Origin of the sequence: Spirosoma rhododendri (genome assembly GCF_012849055.1) — a bacterium.
Lineage (GTDB): Bacteria > Bacteroidota > Bacteroidia > Cytophagales > Spirosomataceae > Spirosoma > Spirosoma rhododendri.
The window spans coordinates 709,694-725,170 of record NZ_CP051677.1; the positions used below are offsets into that span (position 1 = coordinate 709,694).

Below are 15,477 nucleotides of genomic sequence, written 5' to 3' on the forward strand. Positions count from 1 at the left end.
ATTCGCGTACGGCATTGTCCCAGCCTTTGTTTCGCGGTATTTTCGCCTGAACAAGATCGAGATAGGCTGCCAAGCCAGATATTTCCCTACATTTGTCTCCCTTTTTTGCACCCCATTACGTAACGAATACGCTTTATCTGTGAACGGAACTCCCCAACCCGGCCCGCAACGCGAAGTAACAACGGTCTGGAACCGTTGCCTCGCCGTGATTCGGGACATCATACCGGAGCAGAGTTTCAACACGTGGTTTGAGCCGATCGTACCGCTGCGGCTCAACGGCAAGATCCTGACCATTCAGGTGCCGAGCGAATTTTTCTACGAATGGCTGGAAGAAAACTTCGTCCATGCGCTGCGCCGGGCACTCGACACGGCCATCGGGCGCGAAGGGCAGCTTGAGTATTCGATCATCGTCGACAAAGGCAATGAGCAGAACCGCCCGCTGACGGTGAACATGCCGACGACGAAGACGCCCCAGTCGGCCAAGCCCGACAACGTCAGCCCCGACATTCTGAAGAGCCCGTTTCAGCTCAAAGACCTCGATTCGCTGACGCTCGATTCGTACCTCAACCCGGTATATACCTTCGACAATTACATCGAGGGTGACTGCAACCGGCTGGCGCGGTCGGCGGGTTACGCGGTGGCCGAACGGCCGGGCGTTACGTCGTTCAATCCGCTGATGATTTACGGCGGGGTGGGGCTGGGCAAAACCCATCTGGTGCAGGCCATTGGCAACTACATCAAGAACAACAGCCAGAATAAGTTTGTCCTGTACGTCACGTCGGAGAAGTTTACCAACCAGTTTCTCAACGCCGTTCGTACCGATGGTATCCGCGACTTCACGTCGTTTTATATGCAGGTTGACGTGCTGGTGATCGACGATGTGCAGTTTCTCCAGAAAAAGGAAAAGACGCAGGAAATTTTCTTCCACATCTTCAACCACCTCCACCAGTCGGGCAAGCAGATCATCATGACCTCCGACCGGGCACCCCGCGCCCTCGATGGGCTGGAAGACCGGCTGCTGTCGCGCTTCAAATGGGGCCTTTCGGCCGATTTGCAAACGCCCGACCTGGAAACGCGCATCGCCATTATCCAGAAAAAGCTACAGGCCGAAGGTATTTACATTGAAGATGCGGTGATCGAATACCTCGCTCACAGCGTCAATACCAACGTTCGGGAACTGGAAGGCGTCATCGTGTCGCTGATTGCCCAGGCGTCACTCAACCGGCGCGACATCGACCTTGAACTGGCCAAGAACACGCTCCGCAACATCGTGGAAGATTCTGAGCGTGAGGTCACTATCGACTCCGTGCAGGAAGCCGTCGCTGATTATTTTGGCGTAACCGTGGCCGATTTAAAAGCCAAAAGCCGCAAGCGCGAACTGGTGCACCCACGGCAGGTGGCGATGTATCTGGCAAAAGAAAAAACCGATCTGTCGCTCAAATCAATCGGTTATCACTTCGGCGGACGCGACCACAGCACCGTTATTCATGCCGTGCAGACGATCAGCGATCTCGTCGCCAAACCGTCGGAAACGCGCAACGCGGTCGAGAAGCTGAAAGCCCTGTTTAAGTAGCCGCGACCTACCCGTGGCCCCTACCCTACTTCATCGTTCGCAGCTTGACACCCGCGCCTGGGACGACTGCATTGCCAACGCCCACAATCCGTTGCTCTACGGCTATAGCTGGTACCTCGACGCCGTGCTGCCCGCCCCCGACTGGCAGTGGCAGGCCGTGGTGCAGACCGACGCACAGGACCGCTACGTCGCGGTGCTGCCTATACCGCTGCGCCGGAAAGCCGGTCGATGGGTCGTACATCAGCCGTTGTTCTGCCCGTTTCTGGATGTATTCACCCGCGACGATCAGTGCGATCCGACGCCATTTTTGCAGGCCGTCGTCAGGCGATTCCGATACGGCTCCCGACTGGCGCTACGCTTTCCGCCCGCTTTGCCAAATCTGATCGTTCAGCCGCGCACAACGCATGTACTCGACCTGTCCGTCGGCTACGAACGCCTACTGGCGGGCTACACAGCTGACCGTCAGCTGAACCGCACGCGCGCGCTCCGGCACGGCTGGCAGGTTACCGACGAGACCGACTCTGAACCCCTACTGCTCCTGTTCCGGCAACACCACGCTCACACTATCGAGGGTGGCGTCGGTGAGTGGGCTTATGCCATTCTTAGGCGGCTTATCGATGAATTACAGCGTCGGGAACTGGCAACCTTGCGATACGCCAGACACAACAATCAGCTTGAAGCCGGGATGTTAATTGCTCACAGCGACAGCCGGGCCATCTATCTGTTCAATGCGGCTTCGGAACAGGGCAGACGGGGTAACGCCCGGACGCTGCTGCTCGATCAGTTTATTCAGCAGCAGGCCGGGCAACCGGTTGCGTTTGACTTTGAAAGCCCTGAAAAACAGTCGATAACTCAGTTTTACCGCAGTTTCGGCGCGGTCGAAGAAACCTACTATTCCATACGCTGGAACCGCCTGACCCGCCCCGAACGCTGGCTATTGATGATTAGACGCTGGCTGCTGAAACGAGGCCGCTAACGTGGTTATACGGCTTTAGTCGACGCTATCAGCGGATCGGATTATCGGGCCGGGTTAAACTTTTGCCCTGATTTCTCAGTCAATAGACATACGTAAACAAACCATACGCACTCCACGACATATGAAAAAAGTAATGTTATTTCTTGGCATGACGATCTGTACGCAGGCTGTCAGCCACGCTCAGGGACTGGGTCAGGCCGTTGCCGACGCCATTGGCTCCGTTACGGTAACCAACGAGCAGGTAGCTCAATATTCGAAACAGGCCGTTCAGCAAATGGACGCTAAAAACCCGGTCGCCGGCCCGAACGACCCGTATACGCAACGCCTGAACAATATCATCGGGCCGTACCGCACCATCGATAACATCCCCATCAACTACAAAGTGTACGCCGTTAAGGATGTTAACGCGTTCGCCACCGCCGATGGTAGTGTGCGGGTATTCAAAGGGTTGATGGACCTGATGTCCGATGAAGAAGTGCTGGCCGTTATCGGCCACGAAATTGGCCACGTCGTTAACCAGGACTCGCGCGACGCGATGAAAAGCGCGCTGCGCCGGTCAGCAGTTCGCAACGCGCTGGGTTCGGGTTCGGGTGCTATCGGCAGGCTGTCGCGCTCGCAGCTGGGGGCCGTAGCCGACGGGTTTCTGGGGGCTAAATTTAGCCGCGAGCAGGAAAGTCAGGCCGACGATTACAGCTACGATTTTCTGAAACGAAACGGCAAAAACGTAATCGCGCTGGCCACGTCGTTTGAAAAGCTGGCCAAGCTGAGCGGGGGAAGTCAGGGGGGCAAAGTAGCCGAACTAATGTCGAGCCACCCCGACAGCAAAGCCCGCTCCGAGCGCATATACGAACGCGCCCGACGCGATGGTCTGGCCAGGTAAGCCTCGCTTTAACTTAATGAATGGCATGATCGGTCGGGACGTTTTGTCCCGACCATATTTTTTTGGCCGTCCAGTCCTGCATCGGTCCTGTCCAGAACGGATCAGTGGCGGGCAGGCCCAGCGGTAGAAACCCGACGGTACACAGATACAAACTTCCGGTCGAGATATAGCTCTCACCGATGGCCGGTTGGTGCCCGCACAACCCAATTTGCAGCCAGCCATTCGCATCGAACGTACCCGCCGGGTCCATCGTCCGCCGGATCACGGCTGTCATGGCACTGCGCACCTGCGCCGGAGATAAGTCGGCCGGGAGATTTCGTTGCAGGGCAGTTTGTCCCAGCAGCTGAAACGCCCCGCAACGGTACGCCAGCGACCGGCCGAAAGCCGCGAACGAACCGTCGGGCGCGATCAGCCGCTCCTGCACGGCTGCGTATCGCTGCGCTCGGGTCCGCAACGTCGCCAGCAGTTTTTCGTCTTCCTTCCCCGCATCAACCAGCGTCTGCACCACGTCGAGCAGCATCGGCTGAATCACGTAGCTGTTGTAGTAATCCCAGTGAAAATCGGGCCCGTCGCCGTACACACCGTCGCCTTTGTACCAGGTAAGGTGCTGCTTGATGGCGTAGTCCATCCGCATCAGATCGCCCGAACCGATAAATTTTAGCAAAGCCGCTTCGATAATCGCGCTGAACAGCAGCCAGTTGCTATACACCGGTTTAATAACCCGGCTGCTCTGCAACGCCTGTACCAGTTGCTCTTTGGTTCGGGCGGGCAGTGCGCCCCACAACTGCGTCGGCGCGCGCAGCAACCCATGCGCCAGAAACGCCGTGTCGACAACGGGTTGCCCGCCTTTTGTGAAGTTCATAAAATCAGGCAATGCCGGATCGACGGCCTGCGCAATGCTCTCGCGCGCCAGTTGTTGATAGCGCTGCTGTAAGGTACGTTCGTCGGCGTCGGCTGCGAGCTCCAGCCACGGCGCCAGCCCTGCCAGCGACCGGCCGAGGGCTTCCAGATGCGACACCTCTGCCCGCCCGGCTTTCCCGCCCGTTACCGCTTCTATGGGCATTTGGGCGCGTAGCTGTCCCCGGCTCAGCGCGTTCAGTACCGGATCAACCGTGCGTAGCAGCATCTGCCGCCAGTACGCCCGATCATCTATGGATTTGGCCTGGTTATTGGTATTCGACAGTATATCCGGCAGGGTGGGCAGGGTCGAGAGGAAGCGGGTAAACAGTCGGCGATTCATTGCATAAGGTGACGTACCGTTCGATAAAGCGTCTTACCGACCTGATTTAACGCTTCGGACCTTTAATCCTAAAATTCCTTAAATCCGGCGGGCCACTCCTAAGCGTACACATCAGTAAGCGCTCTCGACCCGTTAAACCACTACAACGGGGCATCAACCAGCCCACCTTCATCTACCAGTATGCTTACAACACCACCTGTTCACTCGCCAGCCACCTCCACCCAATCTCTCTCCGCGCTGCTGTCGCAATCAAACGACGATTTCTACGGACAACTCCAGACAGTTATGAACACGCTGCCGACTAACCCAGACGCCAAGGCGCGGGGCACCGTTCGACTTATCAACGACGTTCTGGCAAAGTGATTGGCTTCGGTCAGCGTAGTGACTCGTTGCGGAGGGGCTGCTTTTTCAGCAACTCGTAATCGACCGACGAAAATAAGGCTTCCATCGCTTTCAGGTCGACCGGCCGGTGCATGTCACTGCCGATAAAATCGACCCATTCTTTTTTCAGCAGTTGCCGGGCGTGAAACTGCGCCCGCTCGCCATACCGCCCCGCTACCGACATCCAGTTGAGCTGGAACAGGCAACCGTTTTCGTGAAGCGCAGTCAGCAGACTATTGTCTTCGTACAGGTAAGTATACCGCTCGGGATGGGCCAGCACAGGAGTATACCCTTTCGTCTGCATCCGGAACAGCAGATCTTCTACCTGCCGGGGGGCCGCTGCCCAGCCCATTTCCACCAGCACATACCGTTCCGCCCCGAAGGTAAGTATATCGTCGTCGTTGACCAGTTCGGGAAAAAATTCATCGAGCATATACTCAGCCGCAACCTCGATGGTCAGATTTAGCCCGTTCTCGTCCGCAACGGCCTGCAATTCGGCGCGCCCCGCCCGTAACTCAGCGGATCGATTGGGGTACCAGTCGCGACTGATATGGGGGGTGGTAATCACTTTCTCGATACCCCAGTTAGCTAATTTTTGCATACACACCAGCGACTCATCCAGCGAACTAACGCCGTCGTCAACACCGGGAATCAGGTGAGAATGCATATCGACACGCCAGAAACAGGCATCCGCCGGTACAGTCGGCGACGCGGCCTGCGACGGGGCAATGGTTTGTCGGATTGTTTGCCAAAGGCTCATACGTTGTTACCCTGTCCGTGCACTCGCCATTGGCAGGTACACCACTCAGCATTATATGTCGGCGTAACCAGTTCGTTTCTGACCATGCTTCCGCCATTGTTCAGCCAACGTCAGAAGCATAGCACTGTCTGACAAAGAACGTCATCAACCCCCACTTTACATACATAATTTGAGGGAACTGATTCTTACCTCATTAACTGATGTGACGGTTTCGGGCAGGTCACGTCAATATAATAAGTCGTTCAGAAATACACCTCTTATTTACCGGTAGCTTCTTCTTCCAAATGCAACCTGTCGTTTTAACGTAAATAGATAAAACTATTTTCAGATAAAACGATTTCGTATACTAAGAAAAGAAGGCTAAACGTATATAGGCACAAACGTTTTGGTGTATTTTTGGCAAAAATCGTGTCGCTTAACTGATTGACAATAAATTTCTTACGGAGGAAAATACCGCTATGCTTCCTTATCTCACCGTTCACAACAATGGCATGACGACGACGTTTCAACAAACGTCTACACTTGTTGACGCGCGCATGCACCTGATAACCTTGCTGGAATCAGGCGTTGCAAAAGCGAACGATATGTTGTCAATCGTGGAAATGGCCGAGGATCGGGTCATCTATTATAATACGGTCGACAACAGTGCTGAAGCGATTTATCGCGTGACAGGGCCGCAACAACGAAACACGTTGTGGAAGTCGCTGACCAACGCCGTTTACCACGCTATTCATCAGGTTCAGTACGCAATTCGCTAACTGACGTACCTGATACACGCATATTGATGGGTTAACTGTGTAGCAGCCATACCATCTTGTTTCCGTATGTCCGTTCCATCCCGTGTAGTGTCGGGATAGAGCGGACATACGTTGTTTACACCAAACGGAGTCAGCCTGGTTGCTTACCGGCGGTTGGTGTAACGCGTTAAGAAAGTTTACTTGGACGTACAGTTTGCTCATCAATTCAACTCATGTGAACCCCAGATGTATATACGTACGAAAGTTCTAACTACTTAGATTTGACGAAGGCTATTTTTTTTTGACTTACACAACAACCTAGTGGTAGCGGGCCCCTTTACCTCAGTTTTATACATTCTACTAGCCGGTACATCGTCTTCTGGCTACAAACTTGCTGGGATAACAGGTAAACACATTGTACAAATGATAATCTGTTGATCCTGCCGCAGATTATCCCAATTTCGTCAGCTTACTTACCTATGAAATTACTGGTCGTCAACAAATTACTTATCAATCGTGGCTGGCAAGTAATCGACAAAACAAGCCGAATGTACCTGTTATCGCCAGATAGTCAGCTTCGTACGGAACGGCTTATCGTTTTACCTTCACAAAATAGCGTTCCCGTACCCACTGGCACGCTGGAAGCGATTATGCGCCGGGCAGGTCAGGTTAAATCGACTCAACCCTGGCATCAGGCCATCACGAATAAGGGGGCTTTACACCTGACTACCGAGAGAACAGGCGACCACCTCTGGGGACGGCTGGACATAAACGGCCTGCTACTGATCGTGCGCAGCACAGATACGACCTGTCTGATTACGCAGGTCCGGGAGATATTAGCCGCTTTGTTAGCCGACACGATTGGCGATTCCTGCCAACTCGTCGAATCACTACATATTGAAGCCTGTCAGGACATGACGGAGGTCTGGGATCTGCTCCGGCAGATACGGGGAAGTTATCTGGCTGATAACTCTGGTGTTGATCTTGCACTGGTCAATCAGTTCATCGGCGGCACCGCGTTTCCATCCGCTGAGCAGACGTGCAAGCTGCAAAAATCCATCCGGGAGTTGGGTCAGCACCTGCTCCAGCTGGCTGGCTAGAGATCAACCAGTTTGTAACGTACGGCTTTGATGACCATTCCCACGCGCGACCGAACGCTCATTTTTTGGAACACCATCTCGCGATAGCCATCCACCGTCCGGGGGCTGACGCACATCTGATCGGCAATCTGATTATAGGTCAGTTCGCTACACGCCATTTTCAAAAAGCGGTATTCGCGGTTGTTCAGGTCAAAGGCCGACGCTGGCGACACGGCAACCGGCTTATTGAGGTTGCCGAGCAGTTGGCTGGTCAGAAAATCTGAGTAGTGCATTCCTTTTTCCATTACATCGTCCAGGGCCTGCCGTAGTTCGGGGGCCCGGCATCCTTTGAGCAGATAGCCCCGCGCTCCGTTGTGCATTATCCGAACGATGTGCTCCTGGTCGGCGGACATCGACAGGGCCAACACCCGCACCGAAGGGTACAGTTCGCGTAGCTGAGCGGTTGTTTCGAAACCATCCATCACAGGCATGGTCAAATCAACCAACGCAATGTCGGGCAGCGGCAGATGGCATAGCTGATTGAGCAGGTCGCGGCCGTTTGCGGCCATGATCGATACCTGGTACGCATCGAACTTTTGAATCAGGTTGGCGAATGCTTCAGCCACCAGCGTGTGGTCGTCGGCAATGGCGATGGATATTGGCATGGATAAACGTCGATAAAATGGCGAATAACTCGCTGGAAGGTAGAGGATTAGGCCAGTTTCGACAATACCTAACCCTACCCGACAGGTTTCCTTTTATCAACCGGTTGATTAACTGACAATCGTGCCCTTTTCGCACTCGTTCCAGCCGTTTCAGACACTCATTTATTCATGCGTTAACTTGCTTCAAGTCAATCTCTTAACCCTGCTATTCAAAAATTTATTTACCCAGGATCAATCTAAACAAAGCCCGCCCGCCGTAAATCTGGGCAGTTGGGTCTTCACACAAAACTACCTGACACTACAGGAATGAAAATTACCAAACTTTTTTTCTCTCTAATTACAGTACTGGCTATTAGCCAGGCTTCGTTTGCCCAAGAAAAAACCGTTATGGTTGGTGGTGCTCCAATGTATCCGTCGAAGAACATCGTTGAGAACGCTGTCAACTCGAAAGATCACACCACGCTGGTAGCTGCTGTTAAAGCTGCTGATCTGGTTGAGACGCTGTCGGGCCCGGGTCCGTTCACGGTGTTTGCTCCCACAAACAAAGCGTTCGACAAAGTTCCTAAAGGCACGGTTGAGTCGCTGCTGAAGCCAGAAAACAAAGCACAGCTGACGAGCGTGCTGACCTATCACGTTGTACCGGGCAAAGTAAGCGCGGAAGAGCTGATGAAGATGATCAAGGACGGCAAAGGCAAAACCACGCTGAAGACCGTAAACGGTGAGTCGCTGACGGCGATGATGAAAGGTAAGAAAGTCGAACTGATGGACGCCAAGGGCAACACTGCCACGGTAACCATCCCCGACGTAAACCAGTCGAACGGCGTTATTCACGTAATCGACACGGTCCTGATTCCGTAATCAGTACCGATTTGTTGAATACAGCGAAGCCCGGCCAAACGGTCGGGCTTCGCTGTGTTTTGCACTCTCGAACTCACCTACGCGTCGTAGTTGAGTACCGGTGCCAGCCAGCGTTCGAGTTCATCCTGCGGCATGTCTTTGCGCAGGGCATAGTCGTGGACCTGATCTTTGTTGATCTTGCCGAGCGCAAAATACGTCGAGGCCGGGTGCGAGAAGTAGAACCCACTGACCGACGACGCCGGGTACATCGCAAAGCTTTCCGTCAGTTCGATACCGATTTTACCCGCGTCGAGCAGGTCGAACAGGGGTCCTTTTTCGGTATGGTCGGGGCAGGCGGGGTAGCCCGGTGCCGGACGAATACCCTGATACTCCTCTTTCACCAGTTGCTCATTACTGAACTGCTCATTCGGCGCGTAGGGCCAGAACTCGGTACGGACGCGCTCGTGCATCCGCTCGGCGAAGGCTTCGGCAAGTCGGTCGGCGATGGCTTTGAGCATGATGCTGTTGTAGTCGTCGTGGTCGCGTTCGTAGGCTTCCAGCAGCGGTTCAATGCCGATACCGGCGGTTACGGCAAAGCCACCGATATAGTCTTCACGGCCGCTATCGAGCGGGGCTACGAAGTCAGCCAGCGAATAGTTGGGCAGGCCGGGCGCTTTCTGATTTTGCTGCCGCAGGAAGTGCAGCACCGTTTTAGTATCGTACACCAGTTCACCCGCCGAATCAACCGACGTTTGCACAGCCGATGCCCGCGAGATTTTGTACTGAATATGCTCGTGCGAGCCGTGCCGTTCGCAGGCAATTTGCCGACGCTCTTCCTCAAAATCGTGCAGCAGCACATCGTCAACCGTCGCGTTGGCCGGATAGAAACCGACCACGGCTTTCGCCTTCAACGACTTGTTTTTGACAATGTCGTTCAGCAACGCATTGGCATCATCGAACAGTTGTTTCGCTTCGGTGCCGACGACTTTGTCTTCCAGAATAGCCGGGTACTTACCAGCCAGTTGCCAGGTCTGGAAGAAAGGCGTCCAGTCGATATAGGGAACCAGTTCGGCGATGTCGTAATCCTCGAAATAGCGGTTACCAAGGAAAGCCGGTTTGGTCGGTTCGAAATCGGACCAGTCGATTTTCGTCCGGTTTTCGCGGGCTTTCTCGATGGTCAGCGTGGCTTTGTCCTGCCGACGGCGGCTATGGTCTTCCCGCAGCTTGACGTACTCCGCCTTTATTTCGGTAAAAATCTGCTCCTTCGTCCCTACCGTGTCGCTGACAAGCCGGCCAGCAACGGGTACGCTACGGCTCGCGTCGAGCACGTGAACCACCGGCCCGGAGTAGTGCGGGTCGATTTTGACGGCTGTGTGCATCCGCGAGGTCGTAGCCCCACCGATCAGCAGCGGAAGTTTGAACCCCTGCCGTTCCATCTCCTTCGCGACGCCCACCATTTCATCGAGCGAGGGCGTAATCAGGCCGCTCAGGCCGATAATATCGACGTTGTGTTCGCGGGCCGCGTCCAGAATTTTCTGGGTTGGCACCATCACACCTAGGTCGATGATCTCGTAGTTGTTACAACCCAGCACGACGCCCACGATGTTTTTACCTATGTCGTGCACGTCACCCTTGACGGTTGCCAGCAGGATTTTACCCGCCGACGACGAGCCGGTTCCGTTTTTTTCTGCTTCGATAAACGGGGTCAGGTAAGCCACAGCTTTTTTCATCACCCGCGCCGACTTCACGACCTGCGGCAGGAACATTTTACCCTCACCGAACAGGTCGCCCACGACGTTCATACCGTCCATGAGCGGCCCTTCGATCACGTCGAGCGGGCGGTTTACCTGCTGCCGGATTTCCTCAACGTCCTGATCGATATAGTCGGTCAGGCCCTTGATGAGTGCGTATTTGAGCCGTTCGCGGACGGGTTCCAGCCGCCAGCTTTCGTCCTGCACGATAGCTTTACCCTTCGCCTTGACGGTTTCGGCAAACTCGACCAGCCGTTCGGTAGCGTCGTCCCGGCGGTTAAGCAGCACGTCTTCACAGCGTTCGAGCAGATCTTTCGGGATGCTGTCGTACACTTCGAGCTGCCCCGCGTTCACGATACCCATGTCCATGCCGGCGCGGATGGCGTGGTACAGGAAAGCCGAGTGCATGGCTTCGCGGACGACGTCGTTGCCCCGGAACGAAAACGAGATGTTCGACACGCCACCGCTTACCTTGGCCAGCGGCAGGTTTTCCTTGATCCAGCGCGTCGCGTTAATGAAGTCAACGGCGTAGTTATTGTGTTCTTCGATACCCGTCGCAACGGTCAGGATGTTGGGGTCGAAGATGATGTCCTGCGGGGCAAAATCGACTTCATCGACCAGAATCCGGTAGGCCCGTTCGCAGATTTCGATGCGTCGTTCGTAGGAATCGGCCTGACCGCTTTCGTCGAACGCCATAATCACTGATGCGGCCCCGTAGCGTTTGATGAGCCGGGCGCGCTCCTTGAACGCTTCTTCGCCTTCTTTCAGCGAAATGGAGTTCACGATAGCCTTTCCCTGCACGCATTTCAACCCCGCTTCGATCACTTCCCACTTCGAGGAGTCAACCATGATGGGCACGCGGGCAATGTCGGGTTCAGAAGCGATCAGGTTCAGGAACGTAGTCATCGCTTCGACAGAATCGAGCATCCCCTCGTCCATGTTAACGTCGATCACCTGCGCCCCCCTTCAACCTGTCCCCGCGCAATGCTCAGGGCTTCGTCGTAGTTACCTTCTTTGATAAGCCGGGCAAATTTCTTCGAGCCGGTTACGTTGGTACGTTCGCCGACGTTCAGGAAGTTAGTTTGCTCGGTAATTTTCAGCGGCTCTAGTCCGCTCAGTTTCTGGTACGGTTCGGGCGTCGGGAGTGGGCGGGGTGGGTACTTGGCCGCGACCTCAGCAATGGCTTTGATATGCGGAGGTGTTGAACCACAGCAGCCACCGACGATGTTGACGAAGCCGTTCTGGATAAAATCCTCGACCTGCTCGGCCATCATTTCAGGCGTCTCGTCGTACTCGCCGAACTCGTTGGGCAGGCCCGCGTTGGGGTAAGCCGACGTAAAGAACGGGGCTTCCTGCGCCAGCGTCTGAATGTACGGGCGCATCGGGCGGGCACCCAGCGCGCAGTTCAGCCCGACGCTCAGCAGCGGCAGGTGAGACACCGAATACAGGAACGCTTCGGTCGTTTGTCCCGACAGCGTCCGACCGCTCGCGTCGGTGATGGTACCGGAGATCATGATGGGCACCGATGGCTTGCCCTGATCCTGAAAATATTTATCCACCGCGAACAGAGCGGCTTTCGCGTTGAGCGTGTCGAAGATGGTTTCGATCAGCAGCAGGTCGGCCCCGCCGTCGATTAGTCCGCGCACCTGCTCGTAATAAGCATCAACCAGTTCGTCGAACGTGACGGCCCGGTAAGCGGGGTTGTTCACGTCGGGCGAGAGACTGGCCGTGCGGTTGGTTGGTCCCATCGCCCCGGCTACGTAGCGCGGCTTGTCGGGGTTTTGTTGCGTTACAGCATCGGCTTCGAGTTTGGCGATCCGGGCCGATTCATAGTTGAGTTCGTAGACCAGTTCCTCCATCCGGTAGTCGGCCATGGCGATCGACGTACCGCTGAAGGTGTTCGTTTCAATAATATCGGAACCCGCATCAAGATACTGCCGGTGAATCTCCCGGATGACGTCGGGGCGGGTTAGCGACAGCAGGTCGTTGTTGCCCTTCAGGTCGTGCGACCAGTCGGCGAAGCGTTCCCCCGATAGTCTTCCTCCGTCAGGTTATACTGCTGAATCATAGAACCCATTGCGCCGTCGAGGACAAGGATTCGGTCGCGAAGGTGGTCGTATATCGTTTTCAAGCGAAACCGTAATTTGGTTGAACCGACCGTACCTACAGTCGGTACGGACAAGCAGAGACGGGTAGCCCCCGGAAAGACCGTTGCTCTTCGACAAAGATACGCCGACAGGGGCTGATCCGTCGAAAAAGGCTTACTTTTACGGCGCGGGAACGGGCAAAACGGGTGTAATCCTGTTTGGCCCGTTCCCGCCTTACGTATCTCCTATTCTTGCATGAAACTGGCAGCCATTGATATCGGTTCCAACGCGGCCCGGCTCCAAATATCGACCGTCCTGCACAACGACGATCAGGTTAGTTTTAAAAAGGTCGAATACGTGCGGTTTCCGCTGCGGCTGGGCCACGACGTGTTTAATTTTGGCCGACTGACGCCCGAAAGCGAAGCCCGCACCACCAAGCTGATGCAGGTATACAAGCTGCTGATGGAGCTGCACGAGGTTGAGCACTACATGGCCTGCGCGACGTCGGCCATGCGCGAATCCGACAACGGCCACGAGGTAGCCAAACGCATCGAAGCCAGCACCGGCATCAAAATTCAGATTATCGACGGGCAGAAAGAAGCCCAGCTTATCAACAATGTGGTAGTGCAGTCGCTCGACGATCGGCAGTTTATCCACATCGACGTGGGCGGGGGCAGCACCGAACTCAACCTGTACCAACACCGGGAAAAGATCGCGTCGAAATCGTTCAAGATCGGCTCGGTGCGGCTGCTGGAAGGCAAGGAAACGAAGGGAGCCTGGCGCAAAATGCAGGATTGGGTCGAAGAGTACCTCGATGCCAGTCAGGAAATTGTGGCCGTCGGGACGGGGGGCAACATCAGCAAGCTGTTCAGCATGGCCGCCAAACTCTCCGACGCAACCACGACTCTGAGCGAGATCGAGCACATCCGCAACTACGTCGCCAACTTCAGCCAGGAAGACCGTATCAACAAGCTCCGCCTGAACGCCGACCGGGCCGACGTTATCGTCCCGGCCGCCGACATCTATATCTCGGTGATGCGATGGGCGGGTGCCAAAACAATCATGGTCCCCGATCTGGGCCTGAAAGATGGTATCATGCAGCTTGTCTACGAGCAGGTTTGCAGCCGGAAGAAGAAATAGGTATCCGGTATCCGGTTTGCTGTGCACGGTTGCTGGCGCGAACGGTGTAGCCTGGACCGGTCCGCCGGTGCGGTCCACGTCCGAATGGCCGCGAGAGCGACCAAAAAAGCTGCCGCCTGCAACAGTTGCCCTGACGGGCACCCGGACCTGGAGGTCCAGGCTACACCGTTCGCGCCAGCAACTACGAACAACAAACTACGAACGACAAACTCCCTTACCCCTTCGGTATCAGCTTCGTATACAGGATCGCGCCTTTGGCGTCGATGATCTGGACGAGGAACTGATCGGGCTGGATGGAGAATGTCATAAAGCCGTTGACGCCCTTGTAAAACACGTTCCAGGGCATTTGATGCGGTACATTGCTCAGCTCCGAACCCGCCCCCGACAGGAAATGATGTGTCGGTCCGGCGGCTTTGTTGTACTGTAAATCGTGATCGTGGCCACAGAGGTAGACATCGACCTTGTACTGATTCAGGATCGGCTCCAGTTTGCTGCGTACCGGGCCAGAGACGTTGACCCGCTTACCCGCCGTGTAGAGCGGATGATGCCCCACCACCACGCGCCACCGGATGCTGGGGTCCGGGTCGGCGAGGGTTTCGCGAAGCCATCGTAGCTGAGCGGTCGTATCCTGTTTGGCGAGTTCGGCCATCATCTCCGGGTCATTATAATAGCCGGTTTCGAGGCCGTTGGTGTCCAGAAAAACGAACTGCACCGTTTTACCACCCGACAGCCGTTTTTTCATCGTGTAGTACCGGGCGGGCATGTGCCACCGCCGGCTGATCTTGCCGTAGTCGATCTGCGCGTCGACGTTACCGTAATAGTCGTGATTGCCGAGAATAGCGTACCAGTCGCGTTGTAGCCAGGCGTAGTGGTACACCTGCTCGAAGCTGCTTTGCCAGAGGGGGTCCTGCACACTGGCGACGCCCTGCGGGTAGATATTGTCGCCGGTCGAGATGATGAAACTACCGCCCAGGCCAGCCATCGCCTTCGCCATCTGCAAGGCTACTTCGCGCTGATGAAACTCGCCTTGCCGCCCCCAATCGCCGATGACCGCGAAGTTCAGTGCGTTGTCGAGCGTTTGCAGGTTCGGAATAACACCCAATTCATACCCTGCCGCCAGTTGATTGCTGTAGTCGACGGGCCGCTGTGCCAAAATAGCGCAACTATATAGAACGATTAGCAGGGTAGAAAGGACTATTTTCATACAAAAACTATAAAGACGAAAAAGAAACAAAACTAAGATTACCCACCGATCATTTACAGCAGTCGTTGTTAACCATTCGTTACCAGAACACTACAAAATCATCTACTTTTCTTAACAACGACTAATTGTTTTTTAGCCACGGAACGTAGGCCGTACTTACCGATCCG

The 15,477-nt window shown here is 55.2% G+C and carries 12 protein-coding genes and 1 pseudogene; 8 read left to right on the forward strand and 5 right to left on the reverse strand.

From position 1 onward, the window contains the following. The first annotated feature begins 139 nt into the window (after positions 1-139). The 3 genes from dnaA to HH216_RS02750 all read left to right on the forward strand — a co-directional run bounded on the left by dnaA (position 140) and on the right by HH216_RS02750 (position 3,429). On the forward strand, positions 140-1,573 hold the full coding sequence (gene dnaA, locus HH216_RS02740) for a chromosomal replication initiator protein DnaA (protein WP_169549394.1): 1,434 nt from the start codon (positions 140-142) through the stop codon (positions 1,571-1,573). A 13-nt stretch (positions 1,574-1,586) separates the two neighbouring features. Further along, positions 1,587-2,549 (forward strand): GNAT family N-acetyltransferase, encoded by a 963-nt coding sequence (locus tag HH216_RS02745; protein WP_254448669.1) that lies wholly within the window; start codon positions 1,587-1,589, stop codon positions 2,547-2,549. Between the two features lie 121 nt (positions 2,550-2,670). After that, positions 2,671-3,429 carry a M48 family metallopeptidase gene (locus HH216_RS02750; protein WP_169549395.1) on the forward strand — a complete coding sequence of 253 codons (759 nt, stop codon included), beginning with the start codon at positions 2,671-2,673 and terminating at the stop codon, positions 3,427-3,429. Positions 3,430-3,442: 13 nt separating this feature from the next. Here the strand turns inward: HH216_RS02750 and HH216_RS02755 are convergent, their stop codons facing one another. Next, positions 3,443-4,669: a DUF2264 domain-containing protein gene (locus tag HH216_RS02755; RefSeq protein WP_169549396.1), complete on the reverse strand. Its 1,227-nt coding sequence runs from the start codon at positions 4,667-4,669 to the stop codon at positions 3,443-3,445. A gap of 180 nt (positions 4,670-4,849) precedes the next feature. Between HH216_RS02755 and HH216_RS02760 the strand changes: the two genes are divergently transcribed. Then, on the forward strand, positions 4,850-5,032 hold the full coding sequence (locus HH216_RS02760; RefSeq protein WP_169549397.1) for a hypothetical protein: 183 nt from the start codon (positions 4,850-4,852) through the stop codon (positions 5,030-5,032). 10 nt (positions 5,033-5,042) lie between these two features. On the opposite strand, the gene HH216_RS02765 is transcribed toward HH216_RS02760, so the two are convergent. Further along, positions 5,043-5,810 carry a tyrosine-protein phosphatase gene (locus HH216_RS02765; protein WP_169549398.1) on the reverse strand — a complete coding sequence of 256 codons (768 nt, stop codon included), beginning with the start codon at positions 5,808-5,810 and terminating at the stop codon, positions 5,043-5,045. Positions 5,811-6,268: 458 nt separating this feature from the next. Between HH216_RS02765 and HH216_RS02770 the strand changes: the two genes are divergently transcribed. Both HH216_RS02770 and HH216_RS02775 read left to right on the forward strand, forming a co-directional pair. Continuing rightward, positions 6,269-6,568 carry a hypothetical protein gene (locus HH216_RS02770; RefSeq protein WP_169549399.1) on the forward strand — a complete coding sequence of 100 codons (300 nt, stop codon included), beginning with the start codon at positions 6,269-6,271 and terminating at the stop codon, positions 6,566-6,568. A 458-nt stretch (positions 6,569-7,026) separates the two neighbouring features. Next, the gene (locus tag HH216_RS02775) at positions 7,027-7,647 is read left to right on the forward strand and encodes a hypothetical protein (RefSeq protein WP_169549400.1); all 621 of its coding nucleotides are present in this window, start codon (positions 7,027-7,029) and stop codon (positions 7,645-7,647) included. Here the strand turns inward: HH216_RS02775 and HH216_RS02780 are convergent. Beyond that, positions 7,644-8,291 carry a response regulator transcription factor gene (locus HH216_RS02780; protein WP_169549401.1) on the reverse strand — a complete coding sequence of 216 codons (648 nt, stop codon included), beginning with the start codon at positions 8,289-8,291 and terminating at the stop codon, positions 7,644-7,646. The genes HH216_RS02775 and HH216_RS02780 overlap by 4 nt on opposite strands. A gap of 306 nt (positions 8,292-8,597) precedes the next feature. Between HH216_RS02780 and HH216_RS02785 the strand changes: the two genes are divergently transcribed. Next, on the forward strand, positions 8,598-9,149 hold the full coding sequence (locus HH216_RS02785) for a fasciclin domain-containing protein (protein ID WP_169549402.1): 552 nt from the start codon (positions 8,598-8,600) through the stop codon (positions 9,147-9,149). A 77-nt stretch (positions 9,150-9,226) separates the two neighbouring features. Here the strand turns inward: HH216_RS02785 and metH are convergent. Continuing rightward, positions 9,227-13,010, reverse strand: a pseudogene (gene metH / locus HH216_RS02790) (methionine synthase). Positions 13,011-13,221: 211 nt separating this feature from the next. On the opposite strand from metH, the gene HH216_RS02795 reads away from it, so the two are divergent. After that, positions 13,222-14,106: a Ppx/GppA phosphatase family protein gene (locus HH216_RS02795; RefSeq protein WP_169549403.1), complete on the forward strand. Its 885-nt coding sequence runs from the start codon at positions 13,222-13,224 to the stop codon at positions 14,104-14,106. Between the two features lie 214 nt (positions 14,107-14,320). On the opposite strand, the gene HH216_RS02800 is transcribed toward HH216_RS02795, so the two are convergent. Beyond that, a complete protein-coding gene (locus tag HH216_RS02800; protein ID WP_169549404.1) occupies positions 14,321-15,310 on the reverse strand; it encodes a metallophosphoesterase in 990 nt (329 codons plus the stop codon). Positions 15,311-15,477: the final 167 nt, after the last annotated feature.